The organism is Microvirga brassicacearum (assembly GCF_008757455.1).
Taxonomy (GTDB): Bacteria; Pseudomonadota; Alphaproteobacteria; order Rhizobiales; family Beijerinckiaceae; genus Microvirga; species Microvirga brassicacearum.
The window spans coordinates 107,799-130,073 of the sequence record NZ_VCMV01000004.1; the positions used below are offsets into that span (position 1 = coordinate 107,799).

Annotated in this window: 18 protein-coding genes; 9 read left to right on the plus strand and 9 right to left on the minus strand. The window is 63.6% G+C overall.

All coding sequences use genetic code 11. The features are described 5' to 3' along the window. Positions 1 to 315: 315 nt before the first annotated feature. From FEZ63_RS04445 to FEZ63_RS04475, 7 genes are all read right to left on the minus strand, one after another. Positions 316 to 1,947, minus strand: coding sequence for an HAL/PAL/TAL family ammonia-lyase (locus FEZ63_RS04445; RefSeq protein ID WP_150942428.1), 1,632 nt, complete (start codon positions 1,945 to 1,947; stop codon positions 316 to 318). 254 nt (positions 1,948 to 2,201) lie between these two features. Beyond that, a complete protein-coding gene (locus FEZ63_RS04450; RefSeq protein WP_150942429.1) occupies positions 2,202 to 3,278 on the minus strand; it encodes a sn-glycerol-3-phosphate import ATP-binding protein UgpC in 1,077 nt (358 codons plus the stop codon). A gap of 113 nt (positions 3,279 to 3,391) precedes the next feature. Continuing rightward, positions 3,392 to 4,237: a sn-glycerol-3-phosphate ABC transporter permease UgpE gene (gene ugpE / locus FEZ63_RS04455; protein ID WP_150942430.1), complete on the minus strand. Its 846-nt coding sequence runs from the start codon at positions 4,235 to 4,237 to the stop codon at positions 3,392 to 3,394. Beyond that, positions 4,237 to 5,118 carry a sn-glycerol-3-phosphate ABC transporter permease UgpA gene (ugpA, locus tag FEZ63_RS04460; RefSeq protein ID WP_150942431.1) on the minus strand — a complete coding sequence of 294 codons (882 nt, stop codon included), beginning with the start codon at positions 5,116 to 5,118 and terminating at the stop codon, positions 4,237 to 4,239. Before ugpA ends, ugpE begins: the two co-directional genes overlap by 1 nt. Before the next feature lie 123 nt (positions 5,119 to 5,241). Beyond that, entirely contained in the window at positions 5,242 to 6,552 is a 1,311-nt protein-coding gene (gene ugpB / locus FEZ63_RS04465; protein ID WP_150942432.1) for a sn-glycerol-3-phosphate ABC transporter substrate-binding protein UgpB, read from the minus strand. 193 nt (positions 6,553 to 6,745) lie between these two features. Beyond that, complete coding sequence (locus FEZ63_RS04470) at positions 6,746 to 7,951, minus strand: NAD(P)/FAD-dependent oxidoreductase (RefSeq protein WP_150942433.1); 1,206 nt, start codon at positions 7,949 to 7,951, stop codon at positions 6,746 to 6,748. Next, positions 7,948 to 8,376 (minus strand): Lrp/AsnC family transcriptional regulator, encoded by a 429-nt coding sequence (locus tag FEZ63_RS04475; RefSeq protein ID WP_150942434.1) that lies wholly within the window; start codon positions 8,374 to 8,376, stop codon positions 7,948 to 7,950. Before FEZ63_RS04475 ends, FEZ63_RS04470 begins: the two co-directional genes overlap by 4 nt. Before the next feature lie 115 nt (positions 8,377 to 8,491). On the opposite strand from FEZ63_RS04475, the gene FEZ63_RS04480 reads away from it, so the two are divergent. From FEZ63_RS04480 to FEZ63_RS04495, 4 genes are all read left to right on the plus strand, one after another. Next, entirely contained in the window at positions 8,492 to 9,619 is a 1,128-nt protein-coding gene (locus tag FEZ63_RS04480) for a saccharopine dehydrogenase family protein (protein ID WP_150942435.1), read from the plus strand. A 114-nt stretch (positions 9,620 to 9,733) separates the two neighbouring features. Next, the gene (gene amaB / locus FEZ63_RS04485; RefSeq protein WP_150942436.1) at positions 9,734 to 11,299 is read left to right on the plus strand and encodes an L-piperidine-6-carboxylate dehydrogenase; all 1,566 of its coding nucleotides are present in this window, start codon (positions 9,734 to 9,736) and stop codon (positions 11,297 to 11,299) included. A 159-nt stretch (positions 11,300 to 11,458) separates the two neighbouring features. Next, the gene (locus FEZ63_RS04490) at positions 11,459 to 13,147 is read left to right on the plus strand and encodes a thiamine pyrophosphate-binding protein (protein ID WP_150942437.1); all 1,689 of its coding nucleotides are present in this window, start codon (positions 11,459 to 11,461) and stop codon (positions 13,145 to 13,147) included. A gap of 195 nt (positions 13,148 to 13,342) precedes the next feature. Then, positions 13,343 to 13,600, plus strand: coding sequence for a YjhX family toxin (locus tag FEZ63_RS04495; protein WP_150942438.1), 258 nt, complete (start codon positions 13,343 to 13,345; stop codon positions 13,598 to 13,600). A gap of 54 nt (positions 13,601 to 13,654) precedes the next feature. Here FEZ63_RS04495 and tal read toward each other — a convergent pair whose 3' ends face one another. Both tal and FEZ63_RS04505 read right to left on the minus strand, forming a co-directional pair. Then, entirely contained in the window at positions 13,655 to 14,626 is a 972-nt protein-coding gene (gene tal, locus FEZ63_RS04500) for a transaldolase (protein WP_150942439.1), read from the minus strand. Between the two features lie 99 nt (positions 14,627 to 14,725). Further along, positions 14,726 to 15,616, minus strand: a complete 891-nt coding sequence (locus tag FEZ63_RS04505; RefSeq protein ID WP_244622637.1) for a LysR family transcriptional regulator — start codon at positions 15,614 to 15,616, stop codon at positions 14,726 to 14,728. Between the two features lie 129 nt (positions 15,617 to 15,745). On the opposite strand from FEZ63_RS04505, the gene FEZ63_RS04510 reads away from it, so the two are divergent. From FEZ63_RS04510 to FEZ63_RS04530, 5 genes are all read left to right on the plus strand, one after another. Continuing rightward, positions 15,746 to 17,242: a CoA-acylating methylmalonate-semialdehyde dehydrogenase gene (locus FEZ63_RS04510; protein WP_150942441.1), complete on the plus strand. Its 1,497-nt coding sequence runs from the start codon at positions 15,746 to 15,748 to the stop codon at positions 17,240 to 17,242. A 92-nt stretch (positions 17,243 to 17,334) separates the two neighbouring features. Further along, positions 17,335 to 18,483: an isobutyryl-CoA dehydrogenase gene (locus FEZ63_RS04515; RefSeq protein ID WP_150942442.1), complete on the plus strand. Its 1,149-nt coding sequence runs from the start codon at positions 17,335 to 17,337 to the stop codon at positions 18,481 to 18,483. A gap of 74 nt (positions 18,484 to 18,557) precedes the next feature. Continuing rightward, a complete protein-coding gene (mmsB, locus tag FEZ63_RS04520; RefSeq protein ID WP_150942443.1) occupies positions 18,558 to 19,580 on the plus strand; it encodes a 3-hydroxyisobutyrate dehydrogenase in 1,023 nt (340 codons plus the stop codon). A 119-nt stretch (positions 19,581 to 19,699) separates the two neighbouring features. Then, positions 19,700 to 20,911, plus strand: a complete 1,212-nt coding sequence (locus FEZ63_RS04525) for a peptide ABC transporter permease (RefSeq protein WP_150942444.1) — start codon at positions 19,700 to 19,702, stop codon at positions 20,909 to 20,911. Positions 20,912 to 20,995: 84 nt separating this feature from the next. Beyond that, positions 20,996 to 22,165, plus strand: a complete 1,170-nt coding sequence (locus tag FEZ63_RS04530; protein WP_150942445.1) for a M20 aminoacylase family protein — start codon at positions 20,996 to 20,998, stop codon at positions 22,163 to 22,165. Positions 22,166 to 22,275 lie beyond the last annotated feature (110 nt).

Here is a 22,275-nt window from a genome sequence, read left to right on the forward strand (position 1 = left end):
TTCGCATTTGCTCTCGCAATCGGGTTTTTCTCAAGCCCGGAGGCTCAAGCGCGATTCAATCCTGGCCAGCTGGAAGCGCCGTCCCTGATCGAGGATGTGGCTTGCGTGACGCGCCGGGTCCGAACGATTCAACCGAACGGCCGCGTTGTCTATCGCACCGTTCGCCGTTGCGGCGTGAACGCCGGGCCGCGTTGCCGTTGGGTGCGGGAGCGCGTTCGTCTCCCCAATGGCCGGGTTGTAGTAAGGGACGTCCAGCGTTGCCGGCGCCGTTGGTAGCCGGCACAGACAGGCGTCGGTAAACCGGCCCGTCGTGGCTCATTCAAGCGTGCCGATCGCGCCCTCCACGGAAGCGATGATCGCGCCCGACCGGACCAGGTCGAGCGCCTGGGCCATCTCCGCGGCGTACCAGCGGTCGCCGTCCAGAGCGGGCGGAATGGCAACCCTGATCGCGTCCATGGCGGCCCGCGACCCCTTGCCCAGCGGATGATCCTTCGCGACCGGCTCGACAAGGGTCAGGGCCTGCGCTGCCATCAGCAATTCGACTGCGACGATCTGTTCCACATTCTCCACGATGGTGCGCGCCTTGCGTCCGCACCAGGTCGAATTCGACACATGGTCTTCGGCGTTCGATTTGCCGGGGACCGAATCGACCGAACCCGGCATCGAAAGCCCGCGATTCTCCATCACCAGCGCCGACATCGAACATTGCACGGTGGCATAGCCGGTGTTCAGTCCGCGCTTCCCGGCCAGCAGGTTGCGCGGCAGGCCATACGACATGGTCGGATCGATGAGGCGCGCCAGACGGCGCTCCGAGATCGAACCGAGATCCGTCATGGCAATTGCCAGAACATCCATCGCCTGGGCCACGTACTGCCCGTGAAAATGCCCGCCTGAGATCGATTCATACCCGCTCTTGCCATCATCGAAGATAAGCGGATTGTCGGTGGCCGAATTGATTTCGGTGCCGATGATGCGCTCGACGTATTCGAGGGCTTCAACGGCCGGGCCGTGAACTTGCGGCGTGCACCGCAGCGAATAGACATCCTGCACGCGTGGTGCCGCGGATGCGCCGGGCTGGCGTGCCTCGTCGGGGAAGACCACGTCGCGCGCTGCTTGCGAGCAGCGCCTGCTCCCCTCGAGGATCCGCAACAGGTTGCGTGCGACCCGGAGCTGCCCCGGATGCGGGCGCGCCTTCTGCAGCCTCGGATCGAACGCGGCCAGTTCGCCGCGCATGGCTTCGAGCGAGAGACACATGGCGACGTCGGCATGTTTCATGAGGCGCCGCGCATCGGACGCCGCGAGTGCGCCAAGTGCCAGAGAGGTGGTCGAGCCGTTGATGAGCGCCGACGCATCCTTCGCCCCGAGGACGAAATCGGGATCGAACCCCGCCTTTGCGATGGCCTCACGGGCCGGCATTCGGCGGCCCTTATAGATCATCTCCGCTTCCGCGAAGCCGCACACGGCCCCCGCCATATGCGCGAGCGGTGCGAGATCGCCCGACGCGCCCACCGAGCCCTTCTGCGGGATGACCGGGTGAAGACCCGCATTCAGGAAAGCGATCAGCCGCTCGACCAGTTCGACGGAGGGGCCGGAATAGTTCGACGCGAAGGCGTTGGCGCGCAGCAGCATCATGGCGCGCGTCACATCCTCGCTGAACGGCTCGCCGATGCCGGTGGCATGGGCGTAGACGGTCTTCTGCTGATAGGCCGCCATATCGGCGATCAGGACCCGTTGATCCTTGAATAATCCGACGCCGGTATTGAACGCGTACATCAGCGGCGCGTCGTCATGCATCCAGTTCTGGTCGATATAGGCGCGGGTGGCGGCGATCCGCTCCCGTGCCTGCGGGTCGAGGACCGCTTTCTCGAATCGCCCATCGGGATTGGGCCGCGCTACGCGCACCACGTCCTGGACCTTGAGTTTCGCCCCGTCGACCTTGACCGTCATCGCCAATCCCTCACACCAAGAGGAGGGATAAAGGGGCTGAGGGCCGGAGGCAACCACGAGGCGGCCGTTGCAGGTTTCCGCGCCAATCTCTCCAAGTCATTCCGGGGCGCGAAGTCGCAACCCTCACCCCGCGGGCCACGAAGCGGCGTCTCGTACGACGAGGCGTCTCCAGAGAGCACTGGAGGCTCCCTCGAGACGCGGCTGCGCCGCTCCTCAGGATGAGGTGGGAGGAGAACGAGCAGCCCTCAGAACAGCTACGCGACCCCCAACCGTTTCGTTGTTTGAGGATCGAAGAGGTGCACGTTGTCGGCGTCGATCGACAGCGTGAGATCGCGCGTATCGGACGGCAATTGGCCGGTCGAGGCCTGGACGACGAATTCGGCGCCCGCGACCTTGCCGTGGAAGAGCTGGGTTGCGCCGAGTTCCTCGACGAAATCCACGTCCAGCGTCAGCGTGCTGGTCCCGGTCGTCCCCGCCTGAACGTCCTCTGGGCGAAGCCCGACTTCGATTGCCGAGCCGGGCGTCAGCCCCTCGCGCATATCGGTCACCTTGATCATTTGACCACCGACCGACACCAGTCCCGGCCCTTCGACCCGCCCGGGCAGGATGTTCATCGGCGGTGAACCGATGAAGGTCGCGACGAAGCGCGTCTCAGGACGGCGATACACCTCCGAGGGCGTGCCGACCTGTTCGATCTGGCCGCCGCTCATGACCACGAGCTTGTCGGACAGCGTCATCGCTTCCACCTGGTCGTGGGTCACGTAAATCGACGTGACGCCGAGCGCGCGTTGAAGGCGCTTGATCTCCACGCGCATCTGCACGCGAAGCTTCGCGTCAAGATTCGACAACGGCTCGTCGAACAGGAAGACCTGCGGCTTGCGCACAATGGCGCGACCCATGGCGACGCGCTGGCGCTGACCGCCCGAAAGCTGACGCGGCTTACGCGTGAGATAGGGTTCGATGGCCAGGATGCGGGCCGCTTCGTTCACGCGTTTCTCGATCTCGGCCTTCGGCGTCTTCCGGTTCTTCAGGCCATAGGCCATGTTGTCGTAGACGCTCATATGCGGATAGAGCGCGTAGTTCTGAAACACCATGGCGATATCGCGCTCGGCGGGTTCGATCTCGTTGACCACGCGGTCGCTGATCTTGACCTCGCCCCCCGAAATGGTCTCCAGCCCGGCGATCATCCGCAGCAGCGTGGACTTGCCGCAGCCCGAGGGCCCGACCAGGACGCAAAACGAGCCGTCCTCGATGCCGAGCGACACCCCCTTCACGGCTTCTACATTGCCCGCATAAACCTTCCGCACCGTATCGAGCGTCACGCCTGCCATTGTCTTGTCCCCTTGACGTCAGCTCGTGCACGAAGGGCACGAGGCGAGATGGATTGCATCATTGTTGTTGGCGCTCCCCCCACGAGGGAGCGGGAGACGCGCAAAACCGCGCGTCACTTCTCGGTTTCGACGAGGCCCTTCACGAAGAGCCTCTGCATGAAGATGACGACCATGACCGGCGGCACCATGGCGAGCACGGCGGTCGTCATGGCAATCTGCCACTCGGTCAACGCGTCCTGCGTGGTGATCATTTTCTTGATGCCGATGACGATGGTCTGCATCGAGCTTTGCGTCGTGATCAGGAGCGGCCAGAGATACTGGTTCCACCCATAGATGAACTGAATGACGAAGAGCGCCGCGATCGTCGTGATCGACAGCGGCAGCAGCGTGTCCTTGAAGAAACGGAACGGCCCCGCCCCGTCGATCTTGGAGGCTTCAAGCAACTCGTCCGGCACCGTCATGAAAAACTGCCGGAACAGCAACGTGCCGGTGGCCGACGCGATCAGCGGCAGGATCAATCCCGAATAGGTGTCGAGCAATCCGAGATCGGCGACAATCTTGTAGGTCGGATAGATGCGCACCTCGACCGGCAGCATGAGGGTGATGAAGATCACCCAGAAGGCAGTCCTGCGGAACGGGAAGCTGAAATAGACGACCGCGAAGGCGGACAGGATCGAGATGATGATTTTGCCGATCGCGATGCCCATCGCCATGATGAACGAGTTCATCATCATCATGCCGACCGGCTCGCGCGCGAGGCGTCCGCCCGTAAACAGCGCGCGCTCGTAGTTGATCCCTGCCTGGTCGCCCGGCACCAGCGGCATGTTGCCGTTGGCGATCGTTCCCGCGTCGAAGGTCGACGCGATGATCGCCAGATATACCGGGAACGCCACAATGGCGACACCCATTCCGAGAACCAGGTAGGCGACGAGGTTCCGATAGCGCCTGTTCTCGACCATCAGTATTGCACCTTACGCTCGACGAATCTGAATTGAACAGCGGTGAGCGCGATCACGATGATCATCAGGATCACCGATTGCGCCGCCGACCCGCCGAGGTCGCCGCCGAGGCGACCATCCGCATAAACCTTGTAGACAAGCGTCGTCGTCCGACCCGCGGGGCCGCCGCCCGTCACCGCATCGATGATGCCGAAGGTATCGAAGAACACGTAGACGATGTTGACGACGATGAGGAAGAAGGTCGTGGGCGAAAGCAGCGGGAAGATGATCGTCCAGAAGCGGCGGATCGGACCCGAGCCATCGATGGCCGCCGCCTCGATCACGCTCTTGGGGATCGCCTGCAGGCCGGCGAGGAAGAACAGGAAATTGTAGCTGATCTGCTTCCAGGTTGCGGAGAGGATCAGCAGCAGCATCGCGTGGTTGGCATTCAGCATCGGGTTCCAATCGACCCCGGCGCCTTTGATCGGCCGCGCCAGAGTGCCCAGGGTCGGGTGGAACATGAAGATCCACAGGACGCCCGCAATGGCGGGAGCGACCGCGTAGGGCCAGATCAGCAGCGTCTTGATGGCATGCCCCGCCTTCAGGTTCTTGTCGGCCTGAGACGCGAGCAGAAGCGCGCAGGACAGCGACAGGATCGCGACCGCACTGGAGAAGACGGCTGTCGTCACCATGGCGCGGTAATATTCGGGCTGCTGGAACAGAAGGCGATAATTCTCGAAGCCGACGAATTCGGACGACAGGCCGAACGCGTCCTCGAGCAGGAAGGATTGCCACACCGCCTGCGAAGCGGGCCAGTAAAAGAAGATAAGCGTGATCGCAAGCTGCGGAAAAATCAAAAGATAAGGCAGCAGCTTGTTCGAGAAGAGGGCTCGTTTTTCCATCGCGTCGGGGCACCTGAATGTGGCGGCCAACGGGAACGAGGTCCCGATCCGCAGGCTCTTTCATAAGATCATCCCGGGTGGCTTGGACCACCCGGGATGACATGTCGCTCGAACGAGAGGCGGTTACTTCGTGACCGTGCGCTCGAACTGGCGCAGGATCGTGTTGCTGCGTGCAACGGCGGAATCGAGCGCGTCCTTAGCGGGCTTCTGGCCTGCAAGAGCGGCTTCGATTTCCTCCGACACCACGTCGCGGATCTGGACCATGTTGCCGAAGCGCAGACCGCGGGAATTCTCGGTCGGCTCCTTGTTGGTCAGCTCGAGCAATGGGGTCTGCAGCACCGGGTTCTTCTCGTAGAAGCCCGAAGCCTTGGTCTTCTCGTAGGCGGCCTTGGTGATCGGCAGGTAGCCCGATTCCTGGTGCAGCTTTGCCTGACGATCGGTGTCCGACAGGAACGCGAAGAACTTGGCAACGCCCTTGTATTCGTCAGGCTTTTTGCCGCCCATCACCCACAGCGACGCGCCGCCGATGATCGAGTTCTGCGGTGCGCCCTTGACGTCCGGGTAGTAGGGCATCGGCACCGATGTGAAGTCGAATTTCGCATTGGCCTTCACGTTGCCGTAGAAGCCCGACGAGGTCAGGAAGATCGCGCATTCGCCGGAGGTGAAGCGGCCTTCCGAGCGGCTGTCGCGGCCCGAATAGTCGTAGGTCTTGTCCTTCTGGAGATCGACCAGCGTCTGCAGGTGCTTCACATGCAGCGGCGAGTTGAACTTCATTTCGGTGTCGAAACCGTCAAGACCGTTCGCCTTGGTGGCCATCGGCACGTTGTGCCAGGCCGAGAACTGCTCGATCAGCGCCCAGGGAGCCCAGGCATTGCTGAAGCCGCAGGTGTTCTGGCCCGAAGCTTTCAGCTTCTTGCCGGCCTCGAAGACCTCCGGCCAGGTTTTCGGGATCTCGGTGATGCCAGCCTTCTTCAGCGCATCCTTGTTGATCCACATCACCATGGACGAGGAGTTGAAAGGGAACGACAGCATCTCGCCCTTGGCGGTCGAGTAATAGCCGGTGATCGCCGGGAGATAAGCCTTCGGGTCGAATTTCTCGCCCGCTTCCTTCATCATCTCGCCGACCGGCTTGATGGCGCCCTTGGCGCCCATCATGGTGGCGGTGCCGACTTCGAAGACCTGCAGGATGTGCGGGGCGTTACCGGCGCGGAATGCGGCGATGCCGGCATTCATGTTGTCAGCGTACTGGCCCTTGTAGCTGGTGACGACCTTGTAGTCTTTCTGGGAGGCATTGAATTCCTCGGCCAACCGGTTGACGACGTCGTTGTTGGCGCCCGTCATCGCGTGCCACCATTGAATTTCCGTCTGAGCAAATGCCGATGTGCTCGTCGCGAGGCCCAGGGCCAAGGCGGCGAGGAAGGACTTATTCATCATAACTGGTCTCTCCCTTGTCATCCCGTCGAGGATGTTCTTGTCGTTCATCATCCTCGCAAGAAGCCCGGATGACGTTTCAATGACGGAATAATGACAATCATAGCCGGCTCCAAAATGGAAGCCCTTTCCTCCCACAGACTTAACGCCCGAAGACGGAATCGCCTCTGCGCGCTTTGTCCTGTGGAAACATTGTTCAGATGACGTTGCGTTCGAGCAGCGGACGGTTCGCCAGCACCCGCTCGTAGCCGAGATCCGAGAGATCAAGCGTGCGGTATCGGCCGTGCACGATCAACTCCGACAGGCCGCGCCCGATGGCCGGCGCCTGCTGCAATCCGTGGCCGGAAAAACCGTTGCAGAGGTAGAAGTTGGTCAACCGCCCCGCCCGACCGATGATCGCATTGTGGTCAAGCAGCGACATGTCGTACGGGCCGGCCCAGGCCCGGCCCGGCTTGATCGCCTCGAAGGCCGGCACCCGATGGGCGAGAGACGGCCAGATGAATTCCTCGAAGAACGAAAAGTCGATCTCCTGGCTCGCCGCATCGAAATCGTGCCAGTCCGGGTCTCCATCCGCGTCCGGAGATGCGCCGCAGATGAACCCTTCGCCCTCCGGCCGCACATAGGCGCCCGAGGTATCGATCAGGAGCGGGCAATTCTCCACCTTGTCGCGGCAGGTAAAGGTGAACACGTATCGGCGCTTGGCCTGAACCGGAATCGGAAGATCGGCCAAGGCTGCGATCTCCCGTCCGCCGGACCCGGCGCAATTGACGAGCGCGCCGCAGGCGATTCGTGTGCCGTCCTTGAGGCGGACGGCCAGGACGGTGTCGCCCTCCCGTTCGATCTCCGCGACCTCTCCCTTGACGTATTCCGCACCGAGCGACCGCGCCTTCCGGCGGAACGCCTGGAGCAGGCCCCAGCCATCGAACCAGCCCTCTCCCGAGCGGCCCCAGGTTCCGGCCTCGAGATCCTCGGTGTTCAACCACGGGAACCGGGCTTTCAATCCGGCCGGATCCATCAGGAGAATATCCGCACCTTCGGCCGCCTGCAGCGCCTGGTTCTCCCGCAGCACCTGCGCGCCCGCCGACGTGGCGCAATAGAGATAGCCGCCCTCCTTCAGGTCGATTTCCGGTCTTTCGTCATCGACCGCCAGATGCTCGCCGATGTGGCGCAAGAATCCGATGCCATAGAGGGAAATCCGGATATTCACGGCGGTTGAATATTGCTGCCTGATCGATGCCGCCGACAGGGCGGATGCCGAGAGCTGATAGGTCGGGTCCTTCTCGACGACGATGACCCGCCCCTGGAAATCCGGGTCGGCCAGCAAGTGATAGGCGGTCGAGGAGCCCATGACGGCGCCGCCGACAATCACGACATCGGCCGCATTGGTGTTTGTGAGGGTCATCGTTCGAATTTCGTTGAGAGGATGATGGAGGATTGCGTGCGTTCGACGCCTTCGATCGCGCCGATCCGGTCGATCGCCGCATCGAGTGAGGGAACGTCCTCAGCCTCTACCACCGCCAGCAGGTCGAAAACACCGGCGACAGAATGAAGCGCACGCAATTCCGGCAGTTTTTGCAATGCGGTGACGACGCCAGCCGATGCCTTGGGCGCCACCACGATGGTCACGTGCGCCCGCACCATGCGGCGGCTGATCTCTTCGGAAAGCCGGGCGGTGTAGCCGACGATCACGCCGCGCCGTTCAAGGCTCTCGACCCGGGCCTGAACGGTCGTGCGGGAAAGGTTGAGGCGCCGCGCGGCCTGGGCGTGGCCGATGCGGGCGTTCTCCCGGAGAAGCGCGATCAGGGCGCGATCCGTCGCATCAAGCATCACTTCGTCCAATCCGGATGGCAATACGCCGAAACCTATCCGGCTTTCCGTCAACCTGTCTATGGCGTTCTGCAAGCGCTCGGCGTTTTCTCCTCTGATCATTTGGGAGCCACACATGCATTCAATTCTCGTCATCGGCGCCGGCAAGATCGGCTCCACCATCGCCGACATGCTTCATGAGACCGGCGATTACGCGGTCACGGTTGCGGACAGTTCGGCGGCGGCGCTGAAGGCGGTCGGCACGCCGGGCATCAAGACGGTTCAGCTCGATTTCGCCGATGCGGTCGCGCTCCAGGCGGCGCTCAAGGGCCATTACGCGGTGCTCAGCGCCGCTCCGTTCCACCTGACCGGCCACGTGGCCAAGGCCGCCCGCCTCAACGGGGTGAACTATTTCGATCTCACCGAGGATGTGGCGACCACCCGCATGGTCAAGGAACTGGCGGAGGACGCCACGACGGCCCTCATTCCGCAATGCGGCCTCGCCCCCGGTTTCATTTCCATCGCGGCGCACGACATTGCGAGCCGGTTCGACAAGCTCGATACCGTTCGCCTGCGCGTCGGCGCACTCCCGCAATATCCCTCCAACGCCCTGTCATATAACCTCACGTGGAGCACGGACGGGGTGATCAACGAGTATATCGAGCGTTGCGAGGCCGTGGTCGAAGGCAAGCTCCGCGAAGTTCCCGCCATGGAAGAGCTCGAGGAATTTTCTCTCGACGGCACACGCTTCGAGGCCTTCAACACGTCGGGCGGCCTCGGCACCCTCTGCGAGACCCTCGACGGCAAGGTCCGCAGCCTGAACTACAAGACGATTCGCTATCCGGGCCATTGCGCGCTCATGCGCGTTCTCCTGAACGATCTCCAGCTCAGCCACCGCCGTGAGGTGCTCAAGGACATCCTCGAGCACGCCGTGCCGGCGACGATGCAGGACATGGTGATCGTGTTTGTGACCGTCACGGGCGAGCGCGAGGGCCGCCACGTTCAGGAAACCTACGCCCGCAAGATCTACGGCCAGAAGGTCGCCGGCACTTTGCGCACCGCCATTCAGGTCACCACCGCGGCCGGAATCTGCGCCATGCTCGACCTGCTGGTGGCGGGCAAATTGCCCCAGAAGGGCTTCGTTCGCCAGGAAGAGGTCGGGCTCGAGACGTTCCTCGCCAACCGGTTCGGCCGGGTTTATGCGGGCGAGCTTCTCGAAGATGTTGACGTTGCGGGAAAGAAGCGTCTCGACGCGGTCGCCTGATATCATTTAAAGACGGCGGCACAACATCGTGCCGCCGTTTTGCTGTTCTAGCTTTGGCGAACGGCGGATGGCTCCGCCTTGAGCCTAAAACGCCATTGATGACCGGGAGTTTCCATGTCCGCGCGTGACCAAGCCGTCCTGAAGACCGTTGCCGCCGCGCCTGCGCCTGCGGCCGATGAAGCCCGCGCCATCCTGAAGCGCCTCGGCGTTCCGGACAGCGCCTTTGCGACCTCGGGCCGCCCCGCCACGTCGCCGATCTCGGGTGCGGTGATCACGCATGTGCGTGAGACCAGCCCGGACGAGGCCAAGGCTGCCATTGGCCGCGCCCATGAGGCCTTCAAGGCCTGGCGCAAGGTGCCGGCGCCCAAGCGCGGCGAGTTCGTGCGCCTGATCGGCGAGGAACTGCGCGCCGCCAAGGACGACCTTGGCCGCCTCGTGACCCTTGAGGCCGGCAAGGTGACGTCCGAGGGCCTCGGCGAAGTGCAGGAGATGATCGATATCTGCGATTTCGCCGTCGGCCTCTCACGCCAGCTCTACGGCCTGACTATCGCCACCGAGCGCGCCGATCACCGCATGATGGAAACCTGGCATCCGCTCGGCGTCTGCGGCGTCATCTCGGCCTTCAACTTTCCCGTCGCCGTCTGGTCGTGGAATGCCGCGCTCGCGTTCGTCTGCGGAGACAGCGTCGTGTGGAAACCCTCGGAAAAGACCTTGCTGACCGCGCTGGGCGTTCAGGCGATCGTCGAACGCGCCGCCAAGCGCTTCGGCGGCGTGCCGGAGGGTCTCAGTGAAGTGCTCCTCGGCGGCCGCGAGGTTGGCGAAGTGTTGGTTGAGGACGAGCGCGTGCCGATCCTGTCGGCCACCGGCTCCACCGCGATGGGGCGCCAAGTCGGGCCGAAGCTTGCCAGCCGCTTCGCCCGCGCGATCCTCGAACTCGGCGGCAACAACGCCGCTATCGTTTCGCCGTCGGCCGATCTCGATCTCGCGTTGCGCGGCATCGCGTTTGCCGCCATGGGCACGGCAGGGCAACGTTGCACCACCTTGCGCCGCCTCTTCGTCCATGAAAGCGTCTACGACAAGCTCGTGCCGAGCCTCGTGAAGGTTTATGGCAGCGTCAGGATCGGTGACCCTCGCACGGAGGGAACGCTGGTCGGGCCGCTGATCGACAAGTCGGCTTTCGAGGGCATGGAACGGGCGCTCGACGAGTCCCGGGCTGCCGGCGGCAAAGTCCATGGCGGCGGACGCTATACCGAAGGCGCCTGTGCCGACGGGTACTATGCCAAGCCTGCCCTGGTCGAGATGCCCAAGCAGACCGGACCGGTGCTGCGCGAGACGTTCGCCCCGATCCTCTACGTGATGCGCTATTCCGACTTCGACGAGGTGGTTGAGGCACATAACGCGGTCGGCGCCGGACTGTCGTCGTCGATCTTCACCACCGATCTGCGGGAGGCCGAAACCTTCATCGCCAGCGCGGGCTCGGATTGCGGCATCGCCAACGTCAATATCGGTCCCTCGGGCGCCGAAATCGGCGGCGCATTCGGCGGCGAAAAGGAAACCGGCGGCGGACGCGAGGCCGGTTCGGATGCCTGGAAGGCCTATATGCGCCGGGCGACCAACACCATCAATTACGGCAAGACCCTGCCGCTCGCCCAAGGCGTCACCTTCGACGTCGAGGCGTGAGAGCGAGTGGTGAGTGGTGAGTGGTGAAGTGCTGACGCGATCAGCAGCTTGCCCCTCACCACTCACTCTTCACCACCCGCTCGCCGCTCGCCACTCGCCACTCACCATTCGCCATTCGCCATTCGCCATTCGCCCCTCTCCCAAACCACGAGCGTCCCCATGACAGCGCCCTCCCGCACCGGCGGCCAGATTCTTGTCGATCAACTTCTCGTTCACGGGGTCGATCACATCTTCTGCGTGCCGGGCGAGAGTTATCTGGCGGCGCTGGACGCGCTGCATGACGCGTCGATCACCGTCACCGTCTGCCGCCAGGAAGGCGGCGCGGCGATGATGGCCGAGGCTCACGGCAAGCTCACGGGCCGTCCCGGCATCTGTTTCGTCACCCGCGGTCCGGGCGCCACCAACGCCTCTCCGGGCCTGCACATCGCCAAGCAGGATTCGACGCCGATGATCCTGTTCGTAGGACAGATCGAGCGTGGCATGCGCGAGCGCGAAGCGTTTCAGGAACTGGATTACCGCGCGGCGTTCGGCGCCATCGTCAAATGGGCGACCGAAGTCGACGACCCGGCGCGGTTTCCCGAAATCGTCTCCCGCGCCTTCCATGTGGCCACATCCGGCCGGCCCGGCCCGGTGGTGATCGCGCTTCCCGAAGACGTCCTGACCGAAATGGCGGCCGTCGCCGACGCGCCGCGCTACAAGGTCGTCGAGAGCTTCCCCTCCGCGCAGCAGATGGACGACCTGCAAAAACTCCTGAGCGGCGCCAAAAATCCCATCGTCCTGCTTGGCGGCAGCCGCTGGTCGGAAGCGGCGGTAAAGGACTTCGCGCAATTTGCCGAAACATTCCAGCTTCCGGTTGCCTGCACGTTCCGGCGCCAGATGCTCTTCGCGGCGGATCATGCCTCCTACGCTGGAGATCTCGGCCTCGGCGTCAACCCGAAGCTGCTGGCGCGGATCAAGGACGCCGATCTGATTCTCGCTTTCGGCACCCGCATGTCCGAGATTGCGAGCCAATCCTATACGCTTCTCGGGATTCCGGCGCCGCAGCAGACGCTCGTCCATATCCACGCCGATCCGAGCGAACTCGGCCGCGTCTACAGCCCGCATCTCGCCATCAACGCATCGCCGGTACCCTTTGCTGCCGCATTGGGGACCCTGAAGCCGTCGGGGACGCCCGCCTGGAGCGAAGCCACCAAGGCGGCGCACGCCGAATATCTTGCCTGGAGCGAACCATCGAAGATCCGCCACCCGGGCGATTTTCAGATGGGCGAGGTGATGGCGCATCTGCGCAAGACGCTGTCGCCCGAGACCATCTTCTGCAACGGTGCCGGCAATTTCGCCACCTGGGTGCACCGGTTCTGGCCCTTCACCCGCTACGGCACCCAACTCGCCCCGACCTGCGGCTCGATGGGCTACGGCGTGCCCGCGGCGGTGGGCGCCAAGCGCGTGCAGCCCGAGAGCCCCGTGGTGGTGTTTGCCGGCGACGGCGATTTCCTCATGAACGGGCAGGAATTCGCCACTGCCGTCCAATACGACCTGCCGATTCTCGTCATCCTCCTCGATAACGGCATGTACGGCACGATCCGCATGCATCAGGAGCGCGATTATCCCGGCCGGGTCTCTTCGACCCTCTTGAAAAACCCTGATTTCGCCGCTTATGCCAAAGCCTTCGGCGGCTACGGTGAGCGTGTCGAGCGCACCGCGGACTTCGCGCCGGCACTCGAACGCGCGCTGGCGTCAGGCAAGCCCGCGATCCTCCATTGCATGCTCGATCCGGAGGCGATCACGCCGAGCATGTCGCTGACGCAGATTCGCGAGAAGGCGCTGGCGAACCAAAGCTTGATGGGCTGATCGCGCCGAGCGCAGCGTTGACGATTGCAAGGGACTGCCCGTATAAGACGGCGTTCGACGCCTTGGAGTTTTTATGCGCAGAGAAACCGAGTCCCGGTAAAGCCCGCCAGCTTTCAGGCGGGCAACGGCTGACGACCGCCGAACGCGCATGCGCGCGTCACTCTCTGACACACCGCATAATCTCAGGTTTTTCCCGTGAACGTTTCCCGCGACGGGCAGCGCGTGCTCCACGTGCTGGCCCAAGGCGGTTGCATTCGTCATTACAAGGATGACGATGGCCGCATCTTCGAAATCGAATGCCTCACCCGGGAAGGTTGGCTTCTCTCTGTTTGCACGATGGAATTGTTCAAGTCGCTGCGTCAGCGCAGCCTGATCGCTTCGAGCAATTCCGGGCCCTATCGCATCACGCGGCTGGGGCTGCAGGCTGTAAGGAGCAGGCCGGATAATCGGTAGATGAACGAAGCCCCGGAATGCGACCTCCGGGGCTTCGACTTTTTTGGACGACGGTTAGGCTGCCTTTGCCGTCTCGAGCCTCTTGGCGACGAGCGCGCGCAGCGAGCGCAGATCCTTCACGAAGGCGCGGATGCCTTCCGAGAGCTTTTCGGTCGCCATCGCGTCCTCGTTCAGGGCGAAGCGGAAGGCCTTTTCGTCAAGGACTGGGGCGGCGGGTGCCCGCGCGACATTCTCGTTCGTGAGCTTGCGCGGCAGCTCGCCCTCGGCCTTCGCCAATTCGTCCAGCAACACGGGCGAAATGGTCAGCCGATCGCAACCCGCCAGCGCCTCGATTTCACCGATATTGCGGAACGACGCCCCCATGACCACCGTCTTGACGCCTTGCGCCTTGTAGGCCGCGTAGATCTTGCGCACCGACACGACGCCGGGATCGGTCTCGCCCGTATAGGGGCCACCGCCGGCCTTCACGTGCCAGTCGAGGATGCGCCCGACGAAGGGCGAAATGAGAAAGACGCCCGCTTCCGCGCAGGCCTGGGCCTGGGCCTGACAAAACAGGAGGGTGAGATTGCAGTCGATCCCCTCTCGCTGGAGCACCTCCGCGGCGCGGATGCCCTCCCAGGTGGAGGCGATCTTGATGAGGATGCGCTCGCGCCCGATGCCGCGCTCTTCGTAGGCGCGGATCAGGGCGCGGGCCTTGGCGAGCGTCGCCTCGGTGTCGAAGGAGAGATCGGCATCAACTTCGGTAGAGACGCGTCCCGGCACGATCCCGGCCAGTTCGCCGCCGAAGGCCACCGCCAGCCGGTCGCAGATGGCAGCGGTCACGTGGTCTGCCGCGCCGCTCTGGCCACGGCCCCAATTCAGAGCCTCGTCGATCAAGTGGGAGTAGGCGGGGTTCTCGACCGCTTTCAGCAGCAGCGTCGGGTTCGTGGTGCAATCCTGCGGCTTCAGGCGGCGCACCGCATCGAGGTCACCCGTATCGGCGACGACAACCGTCATGGCGCGCAATTGGTCGAGTTTGGAGGGCATCGAGAGCTCCGTTCGCTGGTGCGGCCAGCCTTAGCCCCTCTCGCCGTCTCCGTGAAGCCCGAACAACGGCAGACGTCGTCGCACCGAGCCGGGAAGCTCTTAAAAAAACAAGCCCCGGTTGGCTTTCACCCGGCTGAGAATGAACGCGTGAACCTCCTCGACGCGCCGGAGGGAGCGGACATCGCTGTGCGTCACCAGCCAATAGGTCCGCATGAACGACGTCTCGGGCAGGACGACCCGCAATTCCGGGAACGGCCGGAGGGCGTAGTCGTGCAGCACCCCGAGACCCGCGCCCGCCCGCACGGCCTCCACCTGCGCCACCACGCTGGCGCATTCGTAGCGCCGAGAGGTGTATTTCTCGAAGCTCGAGAAATAATCCAGCACCGGGCTGTAGAGCAGATCGGGCACATAAGTCACAAGCGTCTTGTCCGCGAGGTCCGCCGGCTCGTTTATGGGCCCATGTCGCTCCAGATAGGCCTGCGACGCGTAAAGCCGAAGTCGGTAATCGGTGAGTTTGCGTGACACCAGACGCGCTTCGGTCGGCTGCTCGAGGGTGATGGCGATATCGGCCTCACGCTTGGTTAGCGAGAACGTCCGCGGCAAAGCGACGAGTTGCAGGGTGAGGCCGGGATGGCGTTCCGCCAATGCTCCAAGCTCCGGGGCGAGGAAATAGCTCCCGAAGCCATCCGGGGCGCCGACACGGACGGTCCCGGACAACGCCAGATCGGAGCCGCCGATTTCGCTCGCCACCGCGAGCGCCTGGCTTTCCATGGTTTCCGCCTTGGCGAGAAGCCGCTCGCCTTCCTCGGTCAATGAATATCCTTGGGGCCTGCGCTCGAAGAGCTTGGTTTTCAAGGCGTGCTCCAGGGCGGCAATCCGGCGCGACACAGTGGTGTGATCGGCCTCCAGCTGCCGCGCGGCCACGGTCAGCCGCCCGGCGCGCGCGACGGCGAGAAAGAAGCGGAGATCGTTCCAATCGAAAGCGCTCAAGGGACCACCTCTGGGCGAAATCATATTGGTGTTTTCGCACAACACTGAAATCATTTCACCCATAGTGCTGCGATTTTAACAATGATAGCCTTTGGCGAAATCCAGCATCTCCAAGGGAAGGAAAACGCCATGCGCGACGTCGGACATTTCATCGGCGGCAAACACGTTGCCGGAACATCTGGCCGCTCGGCCGACATCTTCCAACCCATGACCGGCGAGGTCATCGGCAGGGTGGCCCTCGCCTCGCGCGACGAGCTGCGCAAAGCGGTGGAGAACGCCAAGGCGGCGCAGCCGGCCTGGGCCGCCACCAACCCGCAGCGCCGCGCCCGCGTGATGATGCGGTTTCTCGAACTCATCGCCAAGGAAACCGACTCTCTGGCGGAATTGCTCGCCCGCGAGCATGGCAAGACGATCCCGGACGCCAAGGGTGACATCCAGCGCGGCGTCGAGGTGGTGGAATTCTGCACCGGCATTCCGCATTTGATGAAGGGCGATTTCTCGGAAGGCGCCGGCCCCGGCATCGACATGTACTCTATCCGCCAGCCGCTGGGCGTCGTCGCGGGCATCACGCCGTTCAACTTTCCGGCCATGATCCCGCTCTGGAAGCTCGCGCCCGCGATCTCTTGCGGCAATGCCTACATCCTGAAACCGTCCGAGCGCGATCCCGGCGTGCCGATGCGGTTGGCCGAACTGATGATGGAAGCGGGCCTGCCGGCCGGCATTCTCAACGTGGTCAACGGCGACAAGGAAGCGGTCGACGGCATCCTCGACGATCCCGACATCATGGCGGTGGGTTTCGTCGGCTCCACGGCCATCGCCGAATACGTCTATACCCGCGCCACTGCCCACGGGAAGCGCGCCCAGTGCTTCGGCGGCGCCAAGAACCACATGATCATCATGCCGGACGCCGATCTCGATCAGGCCGCCGACGCCCTCATCGGCGCCGGCTTCGGCTCGGCGGGCGAGCGCTGCATGGCGATCTCCGTCGCGGTGCCGGTGGGCAAGGCCACGGCGGATGCGTTGATGGACCGGCTGATCCCCCGCGTGGAGAGCCTGAAGGTCGGTCCTTCGACCGATCCTTCGGCGGATTTCGGGCCGATGGTCACCAAGGCGCATCTGGAAAAGGTTCGCTCCTATGTCGATCTCGGCGTCAACGAAGGCGCGAAACTCGTGGTCGATGGCCGCAATTTCAAAATGCAGGGCTACGAGAACGGTTTCTACATGGGCGGATGCCTGTTCGACGACGTGAAGCCGGACATGCGCATCTACAAGGAAGAGATCTTCGGCCCGGTGCTCTCTGTGGTCCGCGCCAAGGATTACGAAGACGCGCTTCGCCTTCCGAGCGAGCATGAATACGGCAACGGCGTCGCGATCTACACCCGCGACGGCGATGCGGCGCGCGATTTCGCCTCGCGCGTGAATGTCGGCATGGTCGGCATCAACATTCCGATCCCGGTTCCGCTGGCCTATTACACCTTCGGCGGCTGGAAGCGCTCGGGCTTCGGCGACCTCAACCAGCACGGTCCCGACGCGATCCGCTTCTACACCAAGACCAAGACCGTCACCTCCCGCTGGCCCTCGGGCACCAAGGAAGGCGCGGAGTTCTCGATCCCGACGATGAAGTAGGGTCGAATGTGATGGCCGGGCTTGGTCCCGGCCCTCGCCGCCCTAGGTCGTTTGCCAAGCAGACCAAGTATCCGGGAGCACGATCGGACGCCATGAACCAGTTCTCGCTCACCGACGATCAGATCGCCATCCGCGACATGGCGCTTGCCTTTGCGGCGGAAAACCTTGCTCCGCATGCGCTTGAATGGGACGAGAAGCGGCATTTCCCCGTCGATGTGATGCGCGAGGCGGCGGCGCTCGGGATGGCGGCGATCTATACGCGGGACGATGTGGGCGGGTCCGGCATGACGCGCCTCGACGCGGCGCTGATTTTTGAGGCGCTGGCGACAGGCTGCCCGACGATTTCAGCCTATCTGTCGATCCACAACATGGTGGCGTGGATGATCGACCGTTACGGGTCCGACGAACAGCGCCAGCGCTTCCTGCCTAAACTCTGCACCATGGAATACATCGGCAGCTATTGCCTGACCGAACCGGGTTCCGGTTCCGACGCAGCGGCGCTGAAGACACGCGCGGTACGCGACGGCGATCATTACGTGCTCAATGGCGTCAAGCAGTTCATCTCGGGCGCCGGCGTGTCCGACATTTACGTGACGATGGTCCGCACCGGTGAGAGCGGCCCATCCGGAATTTCAACTCTGGTTGTCGAGAAAGACGCGCCCGGCCTTTCGTTCGGCGCGATCGAGAAGAAGATGGGCTGGAACGCGCAACCGACCCGCGCGGTCATCTTCGAGGATGTGCGGGTCCCGGTCGCCAACCGGCTTTCCGACGAGGGCATGGGATTCAAGATTGCCATGTCGGGCCTCGATGGCGGGCGGCTCAATATCGGCGCCTGCTCCCTCGGCGGTGCGCAATCGGCTCTCGACAAGACGCTGACTTATGCCGGCGACCGCAAGGCGTTCGGCAGGCGCATCGCGGATTTCCAGGCCCTGCAATTCAGGCTTGCCGACATGGCGACCGATCTCGAATGCGCACGGACCTTTTTGTGGCGCGCGGCCGCTGCCCTCGATGTCAAGGCGCTCGATGCCACGAAGCTCTGCGCCATGGCGAAGCGTATGGCGACCGATACGGGATTTAACGTCGCCAATGACGCGCTCCAGATTCACGGCGGCTATGGCTACCTTGCGGATTACGGCATCGAGAAAATCGTCCGTGACCTTCGCGTCCACCAGATCCTCGAAGGCACCAACGAGGTCATGCGCCTGATCGTGGCGCGCGATCTGGTCGGGCGCGGGAACTAGATTTGGCGAATGGCGAGTGGCGAGTGGCGAATGGCGAATGGTAAGTGGGGACGAAACGAAGAGGTGAGTAGTGAATGGGTGAGAGAGTGAAGTCGGTTTGCAGCCAAATTCACCGCTCACAGCTCACTATTCACAGCATCCTACTCACCACTCACCACTCGCTACTCACCATTCGCTATTCGCCATTCGCCCAAACTCGGAGCGCTCACATGACCAGCATCGCATTCATCGGTCTCGGCAATATGGGTGGTCCCATGGCGGCCAATCTGACGAAGGCCGGGCACCGGGTGATGGGCTTTGACCTCTCGGAGGTCTCCCGCGATCACGCGAAGGCCGACGGCGTAGCGATCGCCGCATCCGCCCCCGCGGCCGTGGCGGAGGCCGATGTGGTCATCACCATGCTGCCGGCCGGCAAGCATGTGATCTCGGTCTGGTCCGAAATCCTGCCCAGCGTCAAAGCCGGCGCGCTGGTGATCGATTGCTCCACGATCGACGTGGACAGCGCGCGCCAGGCCCATGCGATGGCGGCCGAGAAGGGCCTCATGTCGCTCGATGCGCCCGTCTCCGGCGGCGTCGGCGGCGCCAAGGGCGCGACCCTTACCTTCATGGCCGGAGGCTCATCCGAGGCCTTCGCGAAGGCCGAGCCGATTCTTGCCCAGATGGGAAAACGCGTGGTTCATTGCGGCGAGGCCGGGGCGGGTCAGGCGGCGAAGATCTGCAACAACATGATTCTCGGCGTATCCATGATCGGCGTCGCCGAGGCCTTCGTTCTGGCCGAAAAGCTCGGGCTGTCTCACCAGGCTCTCTACGACGTGGCATCGACCTCGTCGGGGCAATGCTGGTCGCTCACGACCTATTGCCCCGTGCCCGGACCGGTGCCGACCTCGCCGGCCAACAACGATTACAAGCCAGGATTCGCCGCAGCCCTCATGCTCAAGGATCTCAAGCTGTCGCAGGATGCCGCTCGCTCCGCCGGGGCAGCCACTCCCATGGGAGCGGAAGCCGAGAAGCTCTATGGCCTTTTCAACGATGCTGGCCACGAAGGCGTGGATTTTTCGGGGATCATCAACTTCTTGCGCGAGCGTGCCCCTGCGTGAGGCCTTGGCGCGCCCGAAAAAGGGCCCGCATGTGTTGCACGGCACCTACAGCTTTCGTGCCGGGCCTCCACTAGTCTCCGCGCTCGAATGCTCGATTGCGAGTGCGTGAGTCCTTTTCCATGGCCCGTTCCAAGCCCTCTACGGCCAATCCCTCCGCCGATGCGGCCGCGATGTTGCGCCGGGTCGGATTCGCGCTGCTCTTCTTCGCCATTCCCGTCGCGGCGCTCTTTGCCCGGCGCGCGGTCGTGATTGTGGCGCCGGTTGCGGTCGTGTTGCTTTTGCTGGCGGTTTTCCTCGATGGCGGCTCCAGATCCCCTGTTCAAAAGCTTCTGGCGGTCATCTTCTCGCCAGCCGGTCTGGCGGGGTGCGTCCTGCTCTTTTGGGCGGCGCTCTCGCTCCTGTGGACACCTTTCGCAGCGGAAGCGTCGGAGCGCCTGCTGAACATCGTCGCCATGGCGTTCATCGCGCTGGCCGGTTATCTCGCGATTCCCGATCGCATGCGTTCCGCCAACCTGTACATCCTGCCTGTCGGCGTCGGCATGGCGGCCCTGATGAGCATGGTCGCTCTCTTCCGCGAAGGCTCGGCGGTCGGCCAGGACGGCCAGAGCCTCGATCGCGGCATGATTCTGCTGGTTCTGCTGCTATGGCCCGCGATGACGTGGCTGCATTCGCGAGGGCGCAATCTCGAGGCTTTGCTCCTCGCCGTGATCGTAGCGCTCGGCTCCCTCTTCACCACCGATGCGCTGGCGCTTCAGGCCTTGTCGGTGGGCGCGGTCGCGTTCGTCGTCACCGCGCTGGTGCCGGTCGCGGGCGCGCGTCTGACGGCTTTGCTCATGGGCGGATTATTGCTGTTGGCACCCGCGCTGCCGTTTCTCCTTCATCCGCTCGCTTTCGAGTTGCTGGGCCCGCATTCCAACCTGGTTTCAAGCCTCGGAGTCTGGCGCCATGTCATTCTGGACGAGCCGCAACGGCTGATCACCGGCCATGGCCTCGAGACAGCGCTGCGGGGGCGTATCTTCAACCTGCTTCCCGCCGCCGCACCGTCGTCGCTTCTGTTCGAGATCTGGTACGAACTCGGGCTCGTGGGCGCAGTCGCCGGCGCGACTTTGCTCTATTCGGCCGCCGTGGCGTCCGGAGGCGAGCGCCCGGTCCTTGGCCCCGGCATCATGGCGGCTTTCGCGACGGCCTTTGCGCTCGGCTGCCTCGGGGTCGGCACCGCGCAGATCTGGTGGCTGACGGCTCTCATCGTGGTGGTGCTGATTTTTGTTGCGATCGAGCGCGGCCAGTTCCGCACGACTCGGCCGAAGGCCATCCTCCGACCGGTCCATTGACGACGGTTCGGACGTGATTGCGATTGACCGGTTGGTTGTTCGTCTGCTTGGGTATCACCCTGCGTCATTCTCCAGGGATCATCCATGCCGATTATCAACCGAGTCGCCGACCTGTCCGATGAGATCGCCACCTGGCGTCGCGATTTCCACGAAAATCCGGAGCTCCTCTACGACGTTCACCGGACCGCCGGGATTGTTGCCGAGAAGCTGAAGGCGTTCGGCTGCGACGAGGTTGTCACCGGGATCGGTCAGACGGGCGTCGTCGGCGTGATTCGCGGCCGCTCGAACGGCTCGGGAAAGGTCATCGGGCTTCGCGCCGACATGGACGCGCTCCCCATCGAGGAGGCGACAGACCTTCCCTACAAATCGCGCACCCCCGGCAAGATGCATGCCTGCGGCCATGACGGCCACACGGCGATGTTGCTCGGCGCCGCCAAATATCTGACCGAGACGCGCAATTTCGATGGCACCGCCATCATGATCTTCCAACCCGCCGAAGAAGGCGGTGCGGGTGGCGACGCTATGGTGAAGGACGGCCTGATGGAGCGCTTCGGCGTGCAGGAAGTGTATGGCATGCACAACATGCCGGGGCTTCCCGTCGGCCAGTTCGCCGTGCGTCCCGGCTCGATCATGGCGGCCGCCGATCGGTTCTCAATCACGATCGAGGGCAAGGGCTCCCACGCGGCCCGCCCGCATGACGGGATCGACACCATCCTGGTGGCGAGCCACGTGGTGACGGCGCTGCAATCGATTGCGTCGCGAAACGTCGATCCTCTCGAATCCGTGGTCGTGTCGGTTTGCATGATCAAGGCCGGCGAGACCTTCAACGTCATCCCGCAGACGGCGGAAATCCTCGGCACCGTGCGCACCCTGTCGCCGGCTGTCCAGGACCTCGCCGAGGGCCGCGTCCGCGCCATCCTGGAAAATGTCTGTGCCGCATTCGGCGCCAAGGCGACGATCGAGTATTGGCGCGGCTATCCGGTGACCGTCAACGATGTGGAGAAGACCTCGTTCATCGCCGGCGTGGCGAAGCAGATTGCCGGCGAAAGCGGTGTCGACACCGCGGTTCAGCCGATGATGGGCTCGGAGGATTTCTCGTTCATGCTGAACGAGCGGCCGGGCGCTTACATCTTCGTCGGCAACGGCGACACGGCCGGCCTGCATCACCCCGCCTATAACTTCGACGACGACGCGGCGCCCTATGGCGTGTCGCTGTGGGCCAAGATCATCGAATCCGGCATGCCGGCGCGCTGAAAAGAGGTCAGGCGGCGACCAAACAAGTCAGAGCCGGATCGGATTCGACGAGACTGGATCCGGCTCGAGCCCATCGCCAGCATCACGAAAGATCGTACCAGACGCCGCGG